At 73.3% G+C, this 17,805-nt stretch carries 11 protein-coding genes; 9 read left to right on the top strand and 2 right to left on the bottom strand.

The features are described 5' to 3' along the window. Positions 1-349: 349 nt before the first annotated feature. The 5 genes from IE251_RS41305 (at position 350) to hflX (ending at position 7,938) form a co-directional block, all read left to right on the top strand. Positions 350-799: a hypothetical protein gene (locus IE251_RS41305; RefSeq protein WP_434095158.1), complete on the top strand. Its 450-nt coding sequence runs from the start codon at positions 350-352 to the stop codon at positions 797-799. 52 nt (positions 800-851) lie between these two features. Further along, entirely contained in the window at positions 852-1,721 is an 870-nt protein-coding gene (dapF, locus tag IE251_RS29740) for a diaminopimelate epimerase (protein WP_189756086.1), read from the top strand. A 185-nt stretch (positions 1,722-1,906) separates the two neighbouring features. After that, positions 1,907-4,135, top strand: coding sequence for a RelA/SpoT family protein (locus IE251_RS29735; protein ID WP_189756085.1), 2,229 nt, complete (start codon positions 1,907-1,909; stop codon positions 4,133-4,135). A 538-nt stretch (positions 4,136-4,673) separates the two neighbouring features. Beyond that, positions 4,674-6,290 carry a M1 family metallopeptidase gene (locus tag IE251_RS29730; protein ID WP_189756084.1) on the top strand — a complete coding sequence of 539 codons (1,617 nt, stop codon included), beginning with the start codon at positions 4,674-4,676 and terminating at the stop codon, positions 6,288-6,290. A 160-nt stretch (positions 6,291-6,450) separates the two neighbouring features. Beyond that, positions 6,451-7,938: a GTPase HflX gene (gene hflX, locus IE251_RS29725; RefSeq protein WP_189756083.1), complete on the top strand. Its 1,488-nt coding sequence runs from the start codon at positions 6,451-6,453 to the stop codon at positions 7,936-7,938. A gap of 105 nt (positions 7,939-8,043) precedes the next feature. Here hflX and IE251_RS29720 read toward each other — a convergent pair whose 3' ends face one another. Further along, positions 8,044-9,267 carry a trypsin-like serine peptidase gene (locus IE251_RS29720; protein WP_189756082.1) on the bottom strand — a complete coding sequence of 408 codons (1,224 nt, stop codon included), beginning with the start codon at positions 9,265-9,267 and terminating at the stop codon, positions 8,044-8,046. 421 nt (positions 9,268-9,688) lie between these two features. Between IE251_RS29720 and IE251_RS29715 the strand changes: the two genes are divergently transcribed. The 4 genes from IE251_RS29715 (at position 9,689) to IE251_RS29700 (ending at position 16,405) form a co-directional block, all read left to right on the top strand. After that, entirely contained in the window at positions 9,689-11,293 is a 1,605-nt protein-coding gene (locus IE251_RS29715; RefSeq protein ID WP_189756081.1) for a diaminobutyrate--2-oxoglutarate transaminase family protein, read from the top strand. Between the two features lie 177 nt (positions 11,294-11,470). Beyond that, a complete protein-coding gene (locus tag IE251_RS29710; RefSeq protein ID WP_189756080.1) occupies positions 11,471-13,462 on the top strand; it encodes an IucA/IucC family protein in 1,992 nt (663 codons plus the stop codon). A 63-nt stretch (positions 13,463-13,525) separates the two neighbouring features. Beyond that, positions 13,526-14,296, top strand: coding sequence for a GNAT family N-acetyltransferase (locus IE251_RS29705; protein ID WP_229896998.1), 771 nt, complete (start codon positions 13,526-13,528; stop codon positions 14,294-14,296). 132 nt (positions 14,297-14,428) lie between these two features. Continuing rightward, positions 14,429-16,405, top strand: a complete 1,977-nt coding sequence (locus tag IE251_RS29700) for an ATP-dependent DNA helicase (RefSeq protein ID WP_189756078.1) — start codon at positions 14,429-14,431, stop codon at positions 16,403-16,405. A 141-nt stretch (positions 16,406-16,546) separates the two neighbouring features. Here IE251_RS29700 and lexA read toward each other — a convergent pair whose 3' ends face one another. Beyond that, positions 16,547-17,326: a transcriptional repressor LexA gene (lexA, locus tag IE251_RS29695; protein WP_181793687.1), complete on the bottom strand. Its 780-nt coding sequence runs from the start codon at positions 17,324-17,326 to the stop codon at positions 16,547-16,549. Positions 17,327-17,805: the final 479 nt, after the last annotated feature.

Here is a 17,805-nt window from a genome sequence, read left to right as displayed (position 1 = left end):
CGTGCCATCATCGAGCTTCGATCGACCAAGTGGAGCCTAGTTGGGAGGGCGCGTGGCGATGGAGGCCGGCCCTCGCGACACCGCACAAAGCACCGAGCCCGTCACCACGGAGAGTGACGACCCCGGCCCGGGCGCGGACCACCCGCACGAGTACCGCCCCCGGCCGAACGGCTCCTGCGCGGACGGGCCCCACGCCGACCGTCCGCACAGCGGCCCGCCCGGCCACGCCCCGGCGGACGACCACCCGGCCGGAAACCCCCTGGCGACAGACCCCGTTACCGGTGATCTCCTTCCCGGTGACCCCCTCGCCGTCGACCGTCTTGCCGCCGATCCCCTGGCGGCGGACCCCCTGGCCGCCGACCCCCTGACCGACGACCGTCTCGTCGACGACGGCCCCGACGACACCCAGGGCGGCGTCACCGCCGACGGACCGGCGCCCGAGGAGATGTACCCGGACGGCCCGGAGGTCGAGGTCGAATTGCGCCCGCAGCGCCGGCTGCGCATCTGGCAGCTGGCACCCATCGTGGGCCTCGGCGCCGTCGGCTCCCTGATGTTCGCCTTCCCGCTCGCCTTCGACTTCGGCGACAGCGGCGCGGTCATCGCCATGCTCGGCCTGCTGATCTGCTCCTGCGCCGCGGGCTGGGGCATGATGGCCGCCCGCCGGGTCGGCTACACCTGGCCGGGCCTGCCCCCGCGCGGCTCGGGCCGCCGCCCGGACTGGCGGGTCGTCCTCGGCTACGTCCTCCTGGTGGCCCTGGTGGTCGTCCTCGCCGTCTGGCGGGTCGCGAGGCTCCGCTGAGCCGCCCGGCCTGCACCGGCCCGCTGTCGGTGCCCTCCCGTACGATCGAGGAATGAGCACACGGATCGCCTTCCTCAAGGGTCACGGCACGGAGAACGACTTCGTGATCGTCCCGGACCCGGAGAACGCCCTCGACCTGTCCCCGGCCGCCGTGGCCGCGCTGTGCGACCGCCGGGCGGGCATCGGAGGCGACGGTGTGCTGCGCGTCGTACGGTCCGCGGCGCACCCGGAGGCCCGGGCGATGGCCGGCGAGGCCGAGTGGTTCATGGACTACCGCAACGGCGACGGCTCGATCGCCGAGATGTGCGGCAACGGCAGCCGTGTGTTCGCGCGCTACCTCCAGCGCGCCGGACATGTGACCGAGGGCGACCTGGCGATCGCCACGCGCGCGGGCGTGAAGAGCGTCCACATCGCGAAGAACGGTGACATCACGATCGGCATGGGCCGCGCCCGCCTCCCCGAAGGGGACGTCACGGTGACCGTCGGCGAGCGCAGCTGGCCCGCGCGCAACGTCAACATGGGCAACCCGCACGCGGTGGCCTTCGTGGCCGACCTGGCGCACGCCGGCGAGCTGTACACCGCGCCGCCGGTCAGCCCGGCGAGCGCCTACCCGGACGGCGTGAACGTCGAGTTCGTCGTCGACCGGGGCCCCCGTCACGTCGCCATGCGCGTGCACGAGCGCGGCTCCGGCGAGACCCGCTCGTGCGGCACGGGCGCGTGCGCCGTCGCCGTGGCCACCGCCCGCAGGGACGGCGCCGACCCGGCCGTCACCGGCACCCCGGCCACGTACACCGTCGACGTGCCCGGCGGACGCCTGGTCGTCACCGAGCGGCCGGACGGCGAGATCGAGATGACCGGACCCGCCGTGATCGTCGCCGAGGGCGAGATCGACGCCGAATGGCTGGCCCAGACGTTCGGCTGACCGAAAACCTAAACCTCGATTTCATCGCTCGAATGGGTGATCCGTTTCACGCTCGGCCGGAGGCGGTCGGTCGGGCGTGGCGGGCTCGGTAGCATCAAGCACCGGCACGGACGGGGGAATGCCGCCAACCCTGAGCCGCGTGTGCCCCGGGACTCCGTCCGCCGGTCCACGAGCCGGAGGTGCCCATGAGTGCGGAGGCCACGAACCCTGCGACCGCTGGTCCGGTGGCGCCCCCGGTGCCGCAGGCGCTCACCGCGTCCGCGGCACCCGCGACGCCACGCAGAAAGGCCCGGCCCCGGATCGACCTGCGCCGGCTCGGCCGCGCCGCGCTGCTCGGCTCCGCCACCCGCGACAAACTGCCCGACGCGATCGGCCACGTCGTGGAGGCGCACCGCGCCCACCACCCCGACGCCGACATCGAACCCCTGCGCCGCGCCTACGTCCTGGCCGAGTCCTCGCACCGCGGCCAGACGCGCAAGAGCGGCGAGCCGTACATCACGCACCCGCTCGCCGTGACCCTGATCCTCGCCGAACTCGGCGCGGAGACCACGACCCTGACGGCCTCCCTGCTGCACGACACCGTCGAGGACACCGACGTGACGCTCGAACAGGTGCGGGAGCAGTTCGGCGAGGAGGTGCGTTACCTGGTCGACGGCGTCACGAAACTGGAGAAGGTCGACTACGGAGCCGCCGCCGAACCGGAGACCTTCCGCAAGATGCTCGTCGCCACCGGCAACGACGTGCGCGTGATGTCGATCAAACTCGCCGACCGCCTGCACAACATGCGCACCCTCGGCGTGATGCGCCCCGAGAAACAGGCCCGGATCGCCAAGGTCACCCGTGACGTCCTCATCCCGCTCGCCGAGCGCCTCGGCGTGCAGGCCCTCAAGACCGAGCTGGAGGACCTGGTCTTCGCCGTCCTCCACCCCGAGGAGTACGCCCGCACCCGCGAGCTGATCGCCGAGAACGCCGCCCGCCCCGGCGACCCGCTCGCCGAGGTCGCCGAGGAGGCGCGCGGGGTGCTGCGCGAGGCCGACATCCCGGCCGAGGTCCTCATCCGCCCCCGGCACTTCGTCTCCGTCCACCGGGTGGCCCGCAAGCGCGGCCGGCTGCGCGGCACCGACTTCGGCCGCCTGCTGGTGCTGGTGAACGAGGACGCGGACTGCTACGCCGTCCTCGGCGAACTGCACACCTGCATGACGCCGGTGGTCTCGGAGTTCAAGGACTTCATCGCCGTACCGAAGTTCAACCTCTACCAGTCCCTGCACACCGCGGTCGCCCGCCCCGACGGGCAGATGGTCGAGGTCCTCATCCGCACCCACCAGATGCACAAGGTCGCCGAGGCCGGTGTCGTGGCCCTCGGCAACCCGTACGCGCCCGCCCCCGAGTCCGGCGCCCCGGCCAACGAGGCGTCCCCCGCCGAGGGCGAGCGCGTCGACCCCACCCGTCCCGGCTGGCTGTCCCGCCTCCTCGAGTGGCAGCGGGCCGCCCCCGACCCCGACACCTTCTGGTCCACCCTGCGCGAGGACCTCGCGCAGGACCGCGAGATCACCGTCTTCCGCCCCGACGGCGGCACGCTCGGCCTGCCCGAGGGCGCCACCTGCGTGGACGCCGCCTACGCGCAGTACGGCGAGGACGCGCACGCCTGTATCGGCGCCCGTGTCAACGGCCGGCTCGCCACCCTCAGCACGGTCCTGCGCGACGGCGACACCGTCCAGCTCCTGATGGGTCAGGACCCCGCCTCCGAGCCGTCCCGCGAATGGCTGGACCACGCCCACACACCGGCCGCCCGCATCGCCATCCAGCGCTGGCTGGCCACCCACCCCGGCGGCGGCACCGACCCGGACGACGACGCCGGCGCGACCGAACCGGACGACCGCGCCGCCGCCGCAGCGCGTGCAACTTCGGCCCGCGACGGCGAGGCCACGGCCGCCGCCCCCGCGGACGCCCCGCGCCCCCGGCGCGCCGACGTCCTCGCGGACCGGCCCGGCGCCGCCGTACGGCTCGCCGGGTGCTGTACGCCCGTACCGCCGGACGAGATCACCGGGTTCGCGGTGCGCGGGGGAGTGGTGACCGTACATCGCGTGGAGTGCGCGGCGGTGGCGCACATGAAGGGCCTGGGGCGCGCGGAGATCGGCGTGCGCTGGGGGGACACCTCCGAGTGCCGGGTCACCCTGGTCGCTGAATCGTTCGGCCGCCCCCATCTGCTCGCCGACCTCACCGAGGCCATCGCCCTCGCGGGCGCCGAGATCGTCTCCGCCACCGTCGAACCGCCCAGCCAGCAGCGGGTGCGCCACACCTACACCCTCCAGCTCCCCGACGCCTCCCGCCTCCCGGCCCTGATGCGGGCCATGCGGGACGTACCGGGGGTGTACGACGTGGGCCGGGCCCAGCACCAGGCCCCGGCCACCTGACGCCACCGCTCCGGCCTCCGGCCGCCCCGCCGCTTCCCCTGCCGGCGCCGGTCAGACCCGCATCCGTCGCCGCACGGCTTCGCCGACGACCACCCGGCCTGCCTCCCGTTCCTGGTCCTGCCGGCGCCGGTCAGGCCCGCATCTCCTGCTTTTCGGCTCTGATGACGGCAGCCCGGCCTACCTCCGGTCTCCGGGCCCGGACGGTGGCGTCCGGCCCAGGTGGTGTGCCGCCGCCTGACGACGGGTCCGGCCCATCCGCCGCACTGTCCCCCGCCCACGACCCCCTGCCCATCCGTCGCGCTGCCCCCTGCCCAGGCCCCCCGGCCCACCCATCGCACCACCCCCTGACCACGGCCCTGCCCATCCGTCGCACTGCCCCCTGCCCACGACCCCCGGCTCATCCATCGCGCCGCCCCTGACCACAGCCCTCCGCCCACCCGCCGCACCACCCCCTGACGACGGCGTCCGGCCTACCCGTTCGAGTGGGCCGGACGCGCGTCGCCGCCGTGCGGGGGGCCCGCCCTGGTAGCGGTGGTCCATGCCGCTCACCCCCCGCCTCCGCCTTCACTCCCGGTCTCAGCCCGACCCGGAAACCTCCCAGCACCCCCTCCCGACACGGCCGGAGCCCTCCCCGTACCGCCTCCCTCCCCCGGGCGAGCCCGGCACCGCCCTCCGCCGCGCCCGGCCCGGAAGGCCCCGGTACCGCAAGGCGGCCCTGCTCGCCTCCGCCGTCTCGCTCTGCCTCGTCGCCGCCGCGGCCCCGGCCGAGCCCCTCGGGGTGGGCGACCGGCTCTACCCGTACCTGGGCAACCCCGGCTACGACGTCGCCTCGTACGCCCTGGACTTCACCTACACCGCCCAGGACAAGCCGCTGGAGGCCGTGACCACCATCGACGCCAGGGCCACCGCCGACCTGGAGCGCGTCAACCTCGACTTCACCCACGGCACCGTGCACTCGGTCGAGGTCGACGGACTCCCGGCCGGGTTCACCAGCGCCGGCGAGGACCTGGTCGTCACCCCGCGCCACCCGCCGGCCGAGGGCCGCTGGTTCCGGATCACCGTGCGGCACACCAGCGACCCCGTCTACGGCAAGGACCAGCAGGGCGGCTGGGTGCGCACCGCCGACGGTCTCGCCATGGCCAACCAGGCCGACGCCGCCCACCTGGTGTTCCCGTGCAACGACCACCCGTCCGACAAGGCGATGTTCGCCTTCCGGATCACCGCGCCCAACGCCTACACGGTCGTCGCCAACGGCCTGCCCACCGGAGCCGCACGGCACGGTGACACCACCACCTGGACCTACCGCAACCGGCACCCCATGGCCACCGAACTCGCCCAGGTCTCCATCGGCCGCTCCGCCGTGGTCCGCCACGAGGGGCCGCACGGGCTGCCCCTGCGCGACGTCGTCCCCGCCACCGCCCGCGAGGCCCTCGAACCGTGGCTGGCGAAGACGCCGGACCAGATCGCCTGGATGGAGGGCAAGGTCGGCCGGTATCCCTTCGAAACCTATGGCGTGCTCATGGCACAGGCGTCCACGGGCTTCGAGCTGGAGACCCAGACCCTCTCCCTCTTCGAGAAGAGCCTGTTCACCGAGCCCGGCTACCCCGAGTGGTACCTGGAATCGATCATGGTGCACGAGCTGTCCCACCAGTGGTTCGGCGACAGCGTCACCCCGCGCGCCTGGTCCGACGTCTGGCTGAACGAGGGACACGCCACCTGGTACGAGGCGCTGTACAGCGAGGAGACCGCGAAGCGACCGCTGGAGACGCGGATGAGGGACGCGTACGGAGCCTCCGACCGCTGGCGCGCGGCCGGCGGCCCGCCCGCCCGGCCCAAGCCGCCCGCGCCCGGCCAGAAGATCGACCTGTTCCGGCCCAACGTCTACGACGGCGCCGCCCTCATCCTCTACGCCCTGCGGCAGGAGATCGGCCGGCCGGCCTTCGAGCGGCTGGAGAGGCTCTGGGTCCAGCGGCACCGCGACGCCACCGCCGGCACCGCCGACTTCGTCCGGCTGGCCTCGGCCGTCGCCGGCCGCGACCTCGACGGCTTCCTGCGGCCCTGGCTGTACGGCGAGAAGACCCCGCCGATGCCCGGCCACCCGGACTGGAAGCCGACCGCGGCACCCAAGGCGGCCGAGCCTCACCTGAGGCGATAACCCGGTGACGAGACGTGTCGTCCCGTGCGACCATCTACGGGTCGGCGCACGTACGGGACACGGGAATCTCCCGGGGTACCCGTACGTTGAACAAGGCGAGCGGCGGGGTAAGACCGCCGTACCGACGCCGCAACGGCAATCCCATCGACGTAAGGATCCAATGACCTCCTCTTCTTCCCCTTCCCAGGACACCAAGCGCCTCGCGCACGCCTATCCCGAGGGTCTTCGGGCCGATGCCCTGATGGAAGAGGACGTCGCCTGGAGCCACGAGATCGACGGAGAGCGGGACGGCGACCAGTTCGACCGCTCCGAGCGCGCGGCCCTGCGCCGCGTGGTGGGCCTGTCCACCGAGCTGGAGGACGTCACCGAGGTCGAGTACCGCCAGCTCCGTCTGGAGCGGGTCGTGCTCGTCGGCGTGTGGACCACCGGCACCGCGCAGGACGCCGAGAACTCCCTCGCGGAGCTGGCCGCCCTCGCGGAGACCGCGGGCGCGCTCGTGCTCGACGGCGTCATCCAGCGCCGCGACAAGCCCGACGCGGCCACCTACATCGGCTCCGGCAAGGCCGCCGAGCTGCGTGACATCGTCCTCGAAACGGGCGCCGACACCGTCATCTGCGACGGTGAGCTGAGCCCGGGCCAGCTGATCCAGCTGGAGGACGTGGTCAAGGTCAAGGTCATCGACCGTACGGCCCTGATCCTGGACATCTTCGCCCAGCACGCCAAGTCCCGCGAGGGCAAGGCGCAGGTCGCGCTCGCGCAGATGCAGTACATGCTGCCGCGACTGCGCGGCTGGGGTCAGTCGCTGTCCCGGCAGATGGGCGGCGGTCGCGGCGGCCTCGCCACGCGTGGCCCCGGTGAGACCAAGATCGAGACGGACCGGCGCCGGATCCGCGAGAAGATGGCGAAGATGCGCCGGGAGATCGCGGACATGAAGACCGGCCGCGAGGTCAAGCGCCAGGAGCGCCGGCGCAACAAGGTGCCGTCCGTGGCCATCGCGGGCTACACCAACGCCGGCAAGTCCTCCCTGCTCAACCGCCTCACGGGCGCCGGTGTCCTGGTCGAGAACGCCCTGTTCGCGACCCTGGACCCGACCGTCCGCCGGGCCGAGACCCCGGGCGGCCGGCTGTACACGCTGGCCGACACCGTCGGCTTCGTCCGGCACCTGCCGCACCACCTGGTCGAGGCGTTCCGCTCCACCATGGAGGAGGTCGGCGACTCCGACCTGATCCTGCACGTGGTGGACGGCTCGCACCCGACCCCGGAGGAGCAGCTCGCCGCCGTGCGCGAGGTGATCCGGGACGTCGGCGCCACCGACGTGCCCGAGATCGTCGTGATCAACAAGGCGGACGCGGCCGACCCGCTGGTGCTCCAGCGGCTGCTGCGGGTCGAGAAGCGCTCGATCGCCGTCTCGGCGCGCACCGGCCAGGGCATCGCGGAGCTGCTCGCCCTGATCGACGACGAGCTGCCCCGCCCCGCGGTCGAGGTCGTGGCGCTGGTGCCGTACACCCACGGCAAGCTGGTCGCCCGTGCGCACGCCGAGGGCGAGGTCCTCTCCGAGGAGCACACCGCGGAGGGCACCCTGCTCAAGGTCCGGGTGCACGAGGAACTGGCGGCGGACCTGGCGCCGTACACGCCGGTCTCCGCCTGACCCACGTACGAGGGATCCACGGCCGTACGAGGACCCGGGCACTGTGAGGGCCCGTCACCCCACCCGGGGTGACGGGCCCTCGTCACGCTCGACGCGGTGTCACGCTCACCGTCCGGCGAACTGCTCGCTCACCGACTCGTACACGCTCTTGGCCACCTCGCCCAGCCGGGGACCGGCCAGCCAGCCCGCGTTCACCGGGCCGATGGACGTGTTGGACACCAGCTTGGGCCGGCCGTCGGCGCCGGTCTCCACCCAGCCGCCGCCGGACGAACCACCGGTCATCGTGCAGCCGATCCGGTACATCGTCGGGTCGGACCGCTCGAGGGAGAGCCGGCCCGGCTTGTCCTGGCACTGGTACAGCAGCCCGCCGTCGTACGGCGCCGCCGCCGGGTAACCGGACGCCGTTACGCTGCCCGCGTTCGCCACGGCCGGCGCGTCGAAGTCCACCGGCAGCGCCCCGCCGACCGTCTCCTCCAGCGACTTGCCGTCACCGCCCTGCTCCGGCGTCACATGGATGACGGCGAAGTCGTACGCGGCACCGGCACCGCCCGTCTTGCCGCCCTCGCTGATCCACTGCTGCGAGGTCTTCGCCGCGTCGGCCCACCACACGCCGTACGGCGCGACCTGGGACCGGCTCGCGTTCTGCAGCGCGTCCGCCGACAGCGCCTGGTCGTTGTACGACGGCACGAAGGCGAGGTTGCGGTACCAGCCGCCCTTCTTGCCGGCGTGCACACAGTGACCGGCCGTCCAGACCAGGTTCGACTTGCCCGGGTGCGCCGGGTCCTGCACGACCGTCGCCGAGCACACCATGGTGCCCTCGGGCGAGTCGAAGAGCAGCTTGCCCGACGTGGCCGCGTTGGCGTGGTACGGCGCGTCGACTGCCCGCGCCCTCACCGGCTGCGGCGTCGGGTCCGTCACCCCCTGGTCACCGGAGATGTCGTTGTCGTCGACGCCCTGGTCCGGCTCCTCGGCCTCCCGCATCCGGTCCGGGTCCCACAGACCGCTGATGACCGGGTTGATGAAGTCGTTGGCCTCGCGCAGCCAGTCGTCCTTGTTCCAGTCCTTCCAGGCGCCGTTCTTCCACTTGTCGATGTCGATCCCGTGTTCCTTCAGCCTGCGCTTGAGGTCGTCGGGGATACGGATCTTTCCGTCCCTGGAGCCCGCCGCGCTCGCGGTGGCGCCCGGGTTGCCGTCGTCGGCACCGCCGCTGTCACAGGCGGTGGCGGTCAGCGCCAGCGCCGAGACGAGGGCGACCGCCGTCAGCGAGGCCGAGGTGCGGCGACCGCCCCTTCCTCGCCGAGCGGTGAACGACGGCCGTATGGATCGCATGGTCTTGACTCCCCCTGCTGTGAAAGGAACTCGGCGCTTCGGCCCCGGCGCCGGCGGCGAACCCATGGACGGTTCACGCCGGTTCCGCGACCTTCTGGGAACGGCATCACACACTATGCGGTCGCTGTGGGGGAGTTCTGCCGGGACGGCAACGGTTGCGTCACAGGCTGCCTGAACAGGGCCGCACCGCGCCCGGGTGCTCCACCGCGCCCACCGGTGCCGCCTGCCGTCCGCCCGCTTCCCGGAAGGGCTACGGCAAGCCTGACCTCACCTTCCGGTCAAGGATCTCCGGGCCACCCCGTAACCGGCCGAACGGTCGGCGGTTGTAGCCGGTGGAACCGGCCGTCACGCTCCGGTCCCCGAGCACCGACTCGCCCTTGACCAGCCAGGAGGACAGCGCGCCGTGGCCGTAACGGAGTCGATGGCCGGAGCCACATCCGGTGAAACACGGGGCCCGCACGAGGGGATCCTCAGACGCCAGTCGGCGCGCGAGTCCTCGGCGCGCACCTACGCCCGTGCCCTGCCCATCGTTCCCGTCCGGGCCCGGGGACTCACCATCGAGGGCGCCGACGGCCGCCGTTACCTGGACTGCCTCTCCGGCGCCGGCACCCTCGCCCTCGGCCACAACCACCCGGTCGTGCTCGAGGCGATCCGCGGGGTCCTGGACTCGGGCGCCCCGCTCTCCGTCCTCGACCTCGCGACCCCGGTCAAGGACGCCTTCGTCACCGAGCTGTTCCGCACCCTCCCGCCCGGCCTCGCCGACCGCGCCCGCGTCCAGTTCTGCGGGCCGGCCGGCACCGACGCCGTCGAGGCCGCCCTCAAACTGGTCCGGGCCGCGACCGGCCGGTCCGGCGTCCTCGCCTTCGCCGGCGCCTACCACGGCATGACCGCCGGCGCCCTGGCCGTCTCGGGCGGCGCCCCCGACGTCCAGGCGGCCCGCCTGCCCTACCCGCAGGACTATCGCTGCCCGTTCGGCATCGGCGGCCCGGCCGGCGCCGAACTCGCCGCCCGCTGGGCCGAGTCCCTCCTCGACGACCCCAAGTCCGGTGTGCCGCTGCCCGCCGGGATGATCCTCGAACCCGTCCAGGGCGAGGGCGGAGTGATCCCCGCGCCGGACGACTGGCTGCGCCGTATGCGCCGGCTCACGGCGGACCGCTCCATCCCGCTGATCGCCGACGAGATCCAGACCGGGGTCGGCCGCACGGGCGCCTTCTGGGCCGTCGACCACAGCGGCGTCACCCCCGACGTCATGGTCCTGTCCAAGGCCATCGGCGGCAGTCTCCCGCTGGCCGTGGTCGTCTACCGCGACGACCTCGACACCTGGCAACCCGGGGCCCACGCCGGGACCTTCCGCGGCAATCAGCTCGCCATGGCCGCGGGCACCGCCACCCTCGCCTACGTCCGCGAGAACGCCCTCGCCGAACGCGCCGCCACCCTCGGCTCCCGCATGCTGACCCGGCTCGCGGACTTCGGCCGTGAGCACGCGTGTGTCGGGGACGTACGGGGCCGCGGGCTGATGATCGGCATCGAACTGGTGACCCCGGATCCGGAGCGGCGTGAGCCGGGGGCGCCGGAGTGCGAGAGCGGTGGTCCGGGCGGCCCTGGTGGTGCCGGTGTCCTGCCCGGGTCCGGCGGTGGTCCGGACGGCCTTGGTGGTGCCGGTGTCCTGCCCGGGTCCGGCGGTGGTCCGGGCGCTCTCCCAGGGAGCCGCGGAGTACCCGACGCCCGTACGGCTCCCACGGCCCCCGGTAGGCCCATGGCACCCGCCGCCCGCACGCCGTACCCGCCCGCGCCCGGACTCGCCGCCGCGGTCCAGCGCGAGTGCCTCCGGCGCGGACTGATCGTCGAACTGGGCGGCAGGCACGCGTCTGTGGTCCGGCTGCTTCCGCCGCTCACGATCAGCGACGAACAGGCGGAGGCCGTACTCGACCGCCTGACCGACGCGATCACGGCGGCGGCCCGCGACCACGAGACCCGCGGTCCCGACCGGCGACGACACCCCGGCGCCGACCGGCACGCCGGCTGAAGACCGCGCGCGCCGCACCCGGCCACCGGCTCCGCCCCCCTTGCGGGCACCCGGGCCGACACCGCCGTCGGCCACACCCCACAGCCGTGCCGCACACCGTCCCGCCCGCCCGGCAACGAGCCGGGCGCCGACCGCACCAGCCCGCCGCACCCGCACCCCAGCCCCAGAGGAGCCGTCATGAACGCCACTCCCCACCCCGACGGCCGCTCCGGCGCCCCCGACGACCAGGGAGATACCGGCACCCCGCCCCCCGCCGTACCGCTCACCGACTCCGTCCCCCAGCAGAAGCGGCGGGCGGCGGACACCAGCCGACTGCCACCGCCCGGCCCCGACCCGCTGGACGACCCCGACCCGCACACCGCGGCCGAGGCCGCCGCCGTCGAGAACCTCCTGCGGTGCTGGGTCCGCGAGACCGGCCTCACCGCCCCCGCCACCGCGAGCCTCACCCTTGCGCTGCCCGCCAGCGGCACCGCCCTCATCGCACCGGTGCGGTACTGGTCCCCGACCGGCTGGCACCGCTTCGACCCGCCCCGCCTCGCCTCCGCACCCGGCACCGCGCCACCCGTCGACGCCGTGACCCTCGCGGCACTCCTGGCCAGGGAGGCCCCCACCCCACCCGGCCCCCGCGCGGGAGGCGGGGGCACCGCCAACGTCGGCCCTGGTTGCGGCGGCGCCCCCGCCTCCCCCACCCCACCCGCGGACGCCGGCGATCTCGCGGCCCGCGTCGCCGACTCCGTGCGCCGCACCGCCGAGTTCATCCGGTACCGGCGCGCACACCCCGCGGACACCCCCGACCTCTTCCTCAGCGCCGAACAGGCCCTCCTCCTCGGACACCCGCTGCATCCGGCCCCCAAGAGCCGGGAGGGTCTGACCGAGGCCGAGTCCGGCCGGTACTCACCGGAGTCGCACGGCTCCTTCCCGCTGCACTGGCTCGCGGTCGCCCCCTGTCTCCTCGCGACCGACTCGGCCTGGACCGAGCGCGGCCGGCCCGTGCCCGCCGGCCGGCTCGTCCGCGGCCTCGCCGGAACCGGCCTGCCGCTGCCCGACGGCTACACACCACTGCCCCTGCACCCCTGGCAGGCACGCGAGGTACGGCACCGCCCGGCCGTCGCCGCACTGCTCGACTCCGGGCTGCTCCGTGACCTCGGGCCCCTCGGCACTCCCTGGCACCCCACCTCCTCCGTACGGACCGTGCACCGCTCAGGCGCCCCCGCGATGCTCAAGCTCTCGCTGGCCCTGCGCATCACCAACTCCCGCCGCGAGAACCTGCGCAAGGAACTCCACCGAGGAGTCGAGGTGCACCGGCTGCTGCGCACCGGCCTCGCCGGTCAGTGGCACTCGGCCCACCCGGGCTTCGACATCGTCCGCGACCCCGCCTGGCTCGCCGTGGACGACCCGGACGGCTCGCCTGTGCCGGGACTCGACGTGGTGATCCGGCACAACCCGTTCACCCCGGCCGACGACGTCGGCTGCGTCGCCGGACTCGTGTCCCCCCGCCCCCTCGCCGTACCGTCTCCCAACACCCCGGAACGGCCCGGACCTTGGCCGGTTCGGTCACGCCTGGCCCATCTCCTCGCGCGGCTCACGGCCCGTACCGGCCGGCCCGTCGGCGCCGTGGCGGCGGAGTGGTTCCTGCGCTACCTGGAGCACGTCGTCCGCCCCGTCCTCTGGCTGGACGGCGAGGCCGGCATCGCCCTCGAGGCCCACCAGCAGAACACGCTGGTCCTGCTGGACGGCGACGGCTGGCCCATCGGCGGCCGCTACCGTGACAACCAGGGCTACTACTTCCGCGAGTCACGGCGGACCGAACTGGCCGCACGGCTGCCCGGCATCGGCGACCGCAGCGACACCTTCGTCCCGGACGACGTCGCCGACGAACGCCTCGCCTACTACCTCGCCGTCAACAACGTGTTCGGCCTGATCGGCGCCTTCGGCTCCCAGCGCCTCGCCGACGAACGCCTGCTCCTCGCGGCCTTCCGCCGCTTCCTCACCACCCTGGCCTCGGGTCCCGCCCCGCTGCGCGGCTCTCTGCCCGGCCGCCTGCTCGACTCACCCGTGCTGCGCTGCAAGGCCAACCTGCTGACCCGGCTGCACGGCCTCGACGAACTCGCCGGCCCGGTCGACACCCAGTCCGTGTACGTCACCATCGCCAACCCCCTCCATCCCTGAGCGGCGTACGCGCCCCACCCACCTCGCCCCATGACCCGCCTCGTCTCCCGAGAGGAGAGCACCGTGCCCCCGACCGACCTGACCGCCGGACCCGGTCCCGCCCCAGCCCACCCGGACAGCGCCGACCCACGGCCCGGTACGACGGGTCCCCGGCACTCCCCGTTCGGCCCGTTCGCGGCGGAGGACGACGACCCGGGCAGCGAGGACACCCTGGATCTGCGGCTGCCCGCCGAGTTCCTCGCCCTCCGCGCCGGGGCGACGAACTGCCTCCTCGGCCGGATCGCCACATGGGGCGCGGTCCCCACCCCCGTCGGCTCCTTCCGGCTGGTGCCCGTACGCGTCGACCAGGACCTGCCGCTCGTCCACCGCTGGATGAACGACCCGGCCGTCGCCGAATTCTGGGAACTCGCCGGACCCCCGCACCGCACGGAGGATCATCTACGGGCCCACCTGCACGGCGACGGGCGCTGCGTACCGTGCCTCGGCGTACTCGACGGCACCCCGATGAGCTACTGGGAGATCTACCGGGCGGACCTCGATCCACTGGCCCGCAGCTATCCGGCCCGTCCGCACGACACCGGCATCCATCTCCTCATCGGCGACGCGGCGGACCGGGGAAGAGGAGTGGGCTCCGCCCTGCTGGGAGCCGTGGCCGACCTGATCCTCGACCGGCGCCCCGCTTGCGCACGGGTGGTCGCGGAACCCGATCTTCGCAACACCCCCTCCGTCGCCGCGTTCCTGAGCGCGGGCTTCCGGTTCGCCGCCGAGATCGACCTGCCCGGCAAGCGGGCCGCCCTCATGATCCGGGAGCGGGTCCTGCGCGACGCGCTGTAGCGCCGTGTGTTCGCGCGCTCGCCCCTCAGCCGACCCGACCCCCATCCACCCTGGAGCCCCGGCCGTGATCCCGCCCCCCGTCCCCGTCGCCGCCCCCCGTTTGTCAGTGCGGGGCCGTAGGGTGGTCAGGCTATGACGAAGCCCTCCCTCTCCGAACTCCTGCATGCCGCCGTCGCCGCCGTCGGCGGCACGGAGCGCCCCGGCCAGGTGACCATGGCCGAAGCGGTCGCCGAGGCGATCGACGACGGATCCCACCTGCTGGTCCAGGCCGGCACCGGTACCGGTAAGTCGCTGGGCTATCTCGTGCCCGCGCTCGCGCACGGAGAGAGAGTGGTGGTCGCGACGGCCACGCTCGCCCTGCAACGCCAGCTGGTGGAGCGGGACCTGCCGCGCACGGTCGACGCCCTGCACCCGCTGCTGCGCCGCCGTCCGGAGTTCGCCATGCTCAAGGGCCGGTCGAACTACCTGTGCCTGCACCGCCTGCACGAGGGCATGCCACAGGACGAGGAAGAGGGCCTGTTCGACCAGTTCGAGGCCGCCGCGCCCACCAGCAAACTGGGCCAGGACCTGCTGCGGCTGCGGGACTGGGCGGACGAGACCGAGAACGGTGACCGGGACGACCTCACCCCCGGCGTCTCGGACCGCGCCTGGGCCCAGGTGTCGGTGTCCTCCCGGGAGTGCCTGGGCGCGTCGAAGTGCGCGTACGGCGCGGAGTGCTTCGCGGAGATGGCCCGTGAGCGGGCGAAGCTCGCCGAGGTCGTGGTCACCAACCACGCCCTGCTGGCCATCGACGCCATCGAGGGCGCCCCGGTGCTGCCGCAGCACGAGGTACTGATCGTGGACGAGGCACACGAACTGGTCTCCCGCGTCACCGGCGTCGCCACCGGCGAACTCACCCCCGGCCAGGTCAACCGCGCCGTGCGCCGCGCCGCCAAGCTCGTCAACGAGAAGGCCGCCGACCAGCTCCAGACCGCCGCCGAGGGCTTCGAGCGGCTCATGGAACTCGCTCTTCCCGGCCGCCTGGAGGAGATCCCGGAGGACCTCGGCTACGCCCTGATGCAGCTGCGGGACGCCGCCCGCACGGTGATCTCCGCCCTCGGCACGACCCGCGACAAGTCCGTCCAGGACGAGGACGCGGTCCGCAAGCAGGCGCTGGCCTCCGTGGAGACGGTCCACGACGTGGCGGAACGGGTCCTGAACGGCTCGGAGTGGGACGTCGTCTGGTACGAGCGGCACGACCGGTTCGGCGCCTCCCTGCGGGTCGCCCCCATGTCGGTCTCCGGACTGCTCAGGGAGAAGCTCTTCGCCGACCGGTCCGTCGTCCTCACCTCGGCGACGCTCAAGCTGGGCGGCGACTTCAACGGCGTCGGCGCCTCGCTGGGACTCGGCCCGGAGGGCACGCAGGGCGAGGACCTGCCGCAGTGGAAGGGCATCGACGTCGGCTCGCCCTTCGACTACCGCAAGCAGGGCATCCTGTACGTCGCCAGACACCTGGCGCGCCCCGCGCGTGACGGTGAGCGCGCCGACATGCTGGACGAGCTGACCGAGCTGATCCAGGCGGCCGGCGGGCGCACCCTCGGCCTGTTCTCGTCCATGCGGGCCGCCCAGCTCGCGGCGGAGGAGCTGCGCTCCCGGATCCCCGAGTTCCCGATCCTGCTCCAGGGCGAGGAGACGCTCGGCGAGCTGATCAAGAACTTCGCCGCCGACCCGAAGACCTGTCTCTTCGGCACGCTGTCGCTCTGGCAGGGCGTAGACGTCCCGGGCCCCAGCTGTCAGCTGGTGGTCATGGACAAGATCCCGTTCCCGCGCCCCGACGACCCGCTGATGAGCGCGCGCCAGAAGGCGGTCGAGGACGCGGGCGGCAACGGCTTCATGGCGGTCGCCGCCACCCACGCGGCGTTGCTCATGGCACAGGGCGCCGGCCGACTCGTCCGCGCCTCCGGGGACCGGGGCGTGGTCGCCGTACTGGACCAGCGGCTGGCGACGGCCCGCTACGGCGGTTTCCTCAAGGCGTCACTGCCGGACTTCTGGTACACCACGGACCGTAACCAGGTCCGCAAGTCGCTCGCGGCGATCGACGCGGTGGCGAAGGAGACCGAGGGGAAGTGACCGGGGCGGCCGGTCCGCGGCCACCTCATGGCAGGCGGCGCCCGGCGACGGCCTCGGGGACGGGCAGGGCCCCGGAACCGGCGCAGGGGTTCCGGGGCCCGGTCAGGGAGTGAGCCGGGTGGGGCTCGGTGTCCGCGGCGGTCAGACGCGCCGCAGTACGGCGACGACCTTGCCCAGGATGGTCGCGTCGTCGCCGGGGATCGGCTCGTAGGCCGCGTTGTGGGGGAGGAGCCAGACGTGGCCGTCCTCGCGCTTGAAGCGCTTGACGGTGGCCTCGCCGTCGAGCATGGCGGCCACGATGTCGCCGTTCTCGGCGACCGGCTGACGGCGTACGGTGACCCAGTCGCCGTCGCAGATCGCGGCCTCGATCATGGAGTCGCCGACGACCTTCAGGACGAAGAGTTCGCCGTCACCGACGAGCTGGCGGGGGAGCGGGAAGACGTCCTCGACGGACTCCTCCGCGAGGATGGGGCCGCCGGCGGCGATGCGGCCGACGAGCGGGACGTACGACGCGGCGGGCTTGCCGGCGGTGTCCGTGGGCTGCACGGTGACCGCCTGGTCCGATCCGCGGACCTCGTAGGCGCGCGGGCGGTGGGGGTCGCGGCGCAGGAAGCCCTTGCGCTCCAGTGCCATCAGCTGGTGGGCGACGGACGACGTGCTGGAGAGGCCGACGGCCTGGCCGATCTCCCGCATCGACGGCGGGTAACCGCGCCTCTGCACGGAGTCCCTGATGACCTCGATCACCCGGCGCTGCCGGTCGGTGAGTCCGGAGCTGTCCGCCCGGATGCCTGGAGGTCGGCCCGGCAGGGAGCGCTTGTTTCCCTCGGGATTCGTGGCTTCGTTCATCGCGTGTACCGGCTCGACTCGGCCCTGGGAGCGGTCCTGGGCGGTGATGGTGGCACTGTCTGCGGTGGTGGTCACGGCGGCCCCTCTCGATGGTCTCCCTGCTGCACAACGGTAGTTGCTTTCGAAAGGTTGCGCCAAACACACGTTCGAGTGAAAAAGTGCGTTTCACCTGACGTGATCAGGTGGCCGGGTGTATAGCTGGCGCGACACTCGACGGACAAAAGCGCCCATTGTTGTACTCTTCACCGCTGGAGTCGCTCGCCTCGTGAGCGGCGTCCCCAGTCTGCCATCCGGAATATCGCGCTCCGGTATCCGGGGCCCTTTCCGTGCGGGGAGTGCCGTGTGTGCTCCCCGCGGCGCCCACCGTATCCCCGCGAGCGCGCGTGGCGCGGCCGCGCGCCCGCGTGTCCCCGCAGGTCGCCGCCGGCCTCCGGGGCGCCGTTCCGGCGCGACACGCGTGTCTGCCTTGGTGAATGAGCCAATCCCCACATGTAGTGGTTGGATGGCTACAGCAGCCCACAAGTTGTGGTCCCCCCGGTCGGAGACGGTTCTCC

This window comes from Streptomyces eurythermus (assembly GCF_014649115.1).
In the GTDB taxonomy this organism is placed as follows: Bacteria; Actinomycetota; Actinomycetes; order Streptomycetales; family Streptomycetaceae; genus Streptomyces; species Streptomyces eurythermus.
Note: the sequence above shows the minus strand (reverse complement) of the source record. Positions and strands in the feature narration are given on the sequence as shown.

Bases quoted from the DNA above. Each gene is read 5' to 3' on its own strand.
- IE251_RS29715 (WP_189756081.1), top strand. From the start codon at position 9,689: ATGGCCGGAGCCACATCCGGTGAAACACGGGGCCCGCACGAGGGGATC.
- IE251_RS29700 (WP_189756078.1), top strand. From the start codon at position 14,429: ATGACGAAGCCCTCCCTCTCCGAACTCCTGCATGCCGCCGTCGCCGCC.
- hflX (WP_189756083.1), top strand. From the start codon at position 6,451: ATGACCTCCTCTTCTTCCCCTTCCCAGGACACCAAGCGCCTCGCGCAC.
- IE251_RS29710 (WP_189756080.1), top strand. From the start codon at position 11,471: ATGAACGCCACTCCCCACCCCGACGGCCGCTCCGGCGCCCCCGACGAC.
- dapF (WP_189756086.1), top strand. From the start codon at position 852: ATGAGCACACGGATCGCCTTCCTCAAGGGTCACGGCACGGAGAACGAC.
- IE251_RS29720 (WP_189756082.1), bottom strand. From the start codon at position 9,267: ATGCGATCCATACGGCCGTCGTTCACCGCTCGGCGAGGAAGGGGCGGT.
- IE251_RS29730 (WP_189756084.1), top strand. From the start codon at position 4,674: ATGCCGCTCACCCCCCGCCTCCGCCTTCACTCCCGGTCTCAGCCCGAC.
- IE251_RS29735 (WP_189756085.1), top strand. From the start codon at position 1,907: ATGAGTGCGGAGGCCACGAACCCTGCGACCGCTGGTCCGGTGGCGCCC.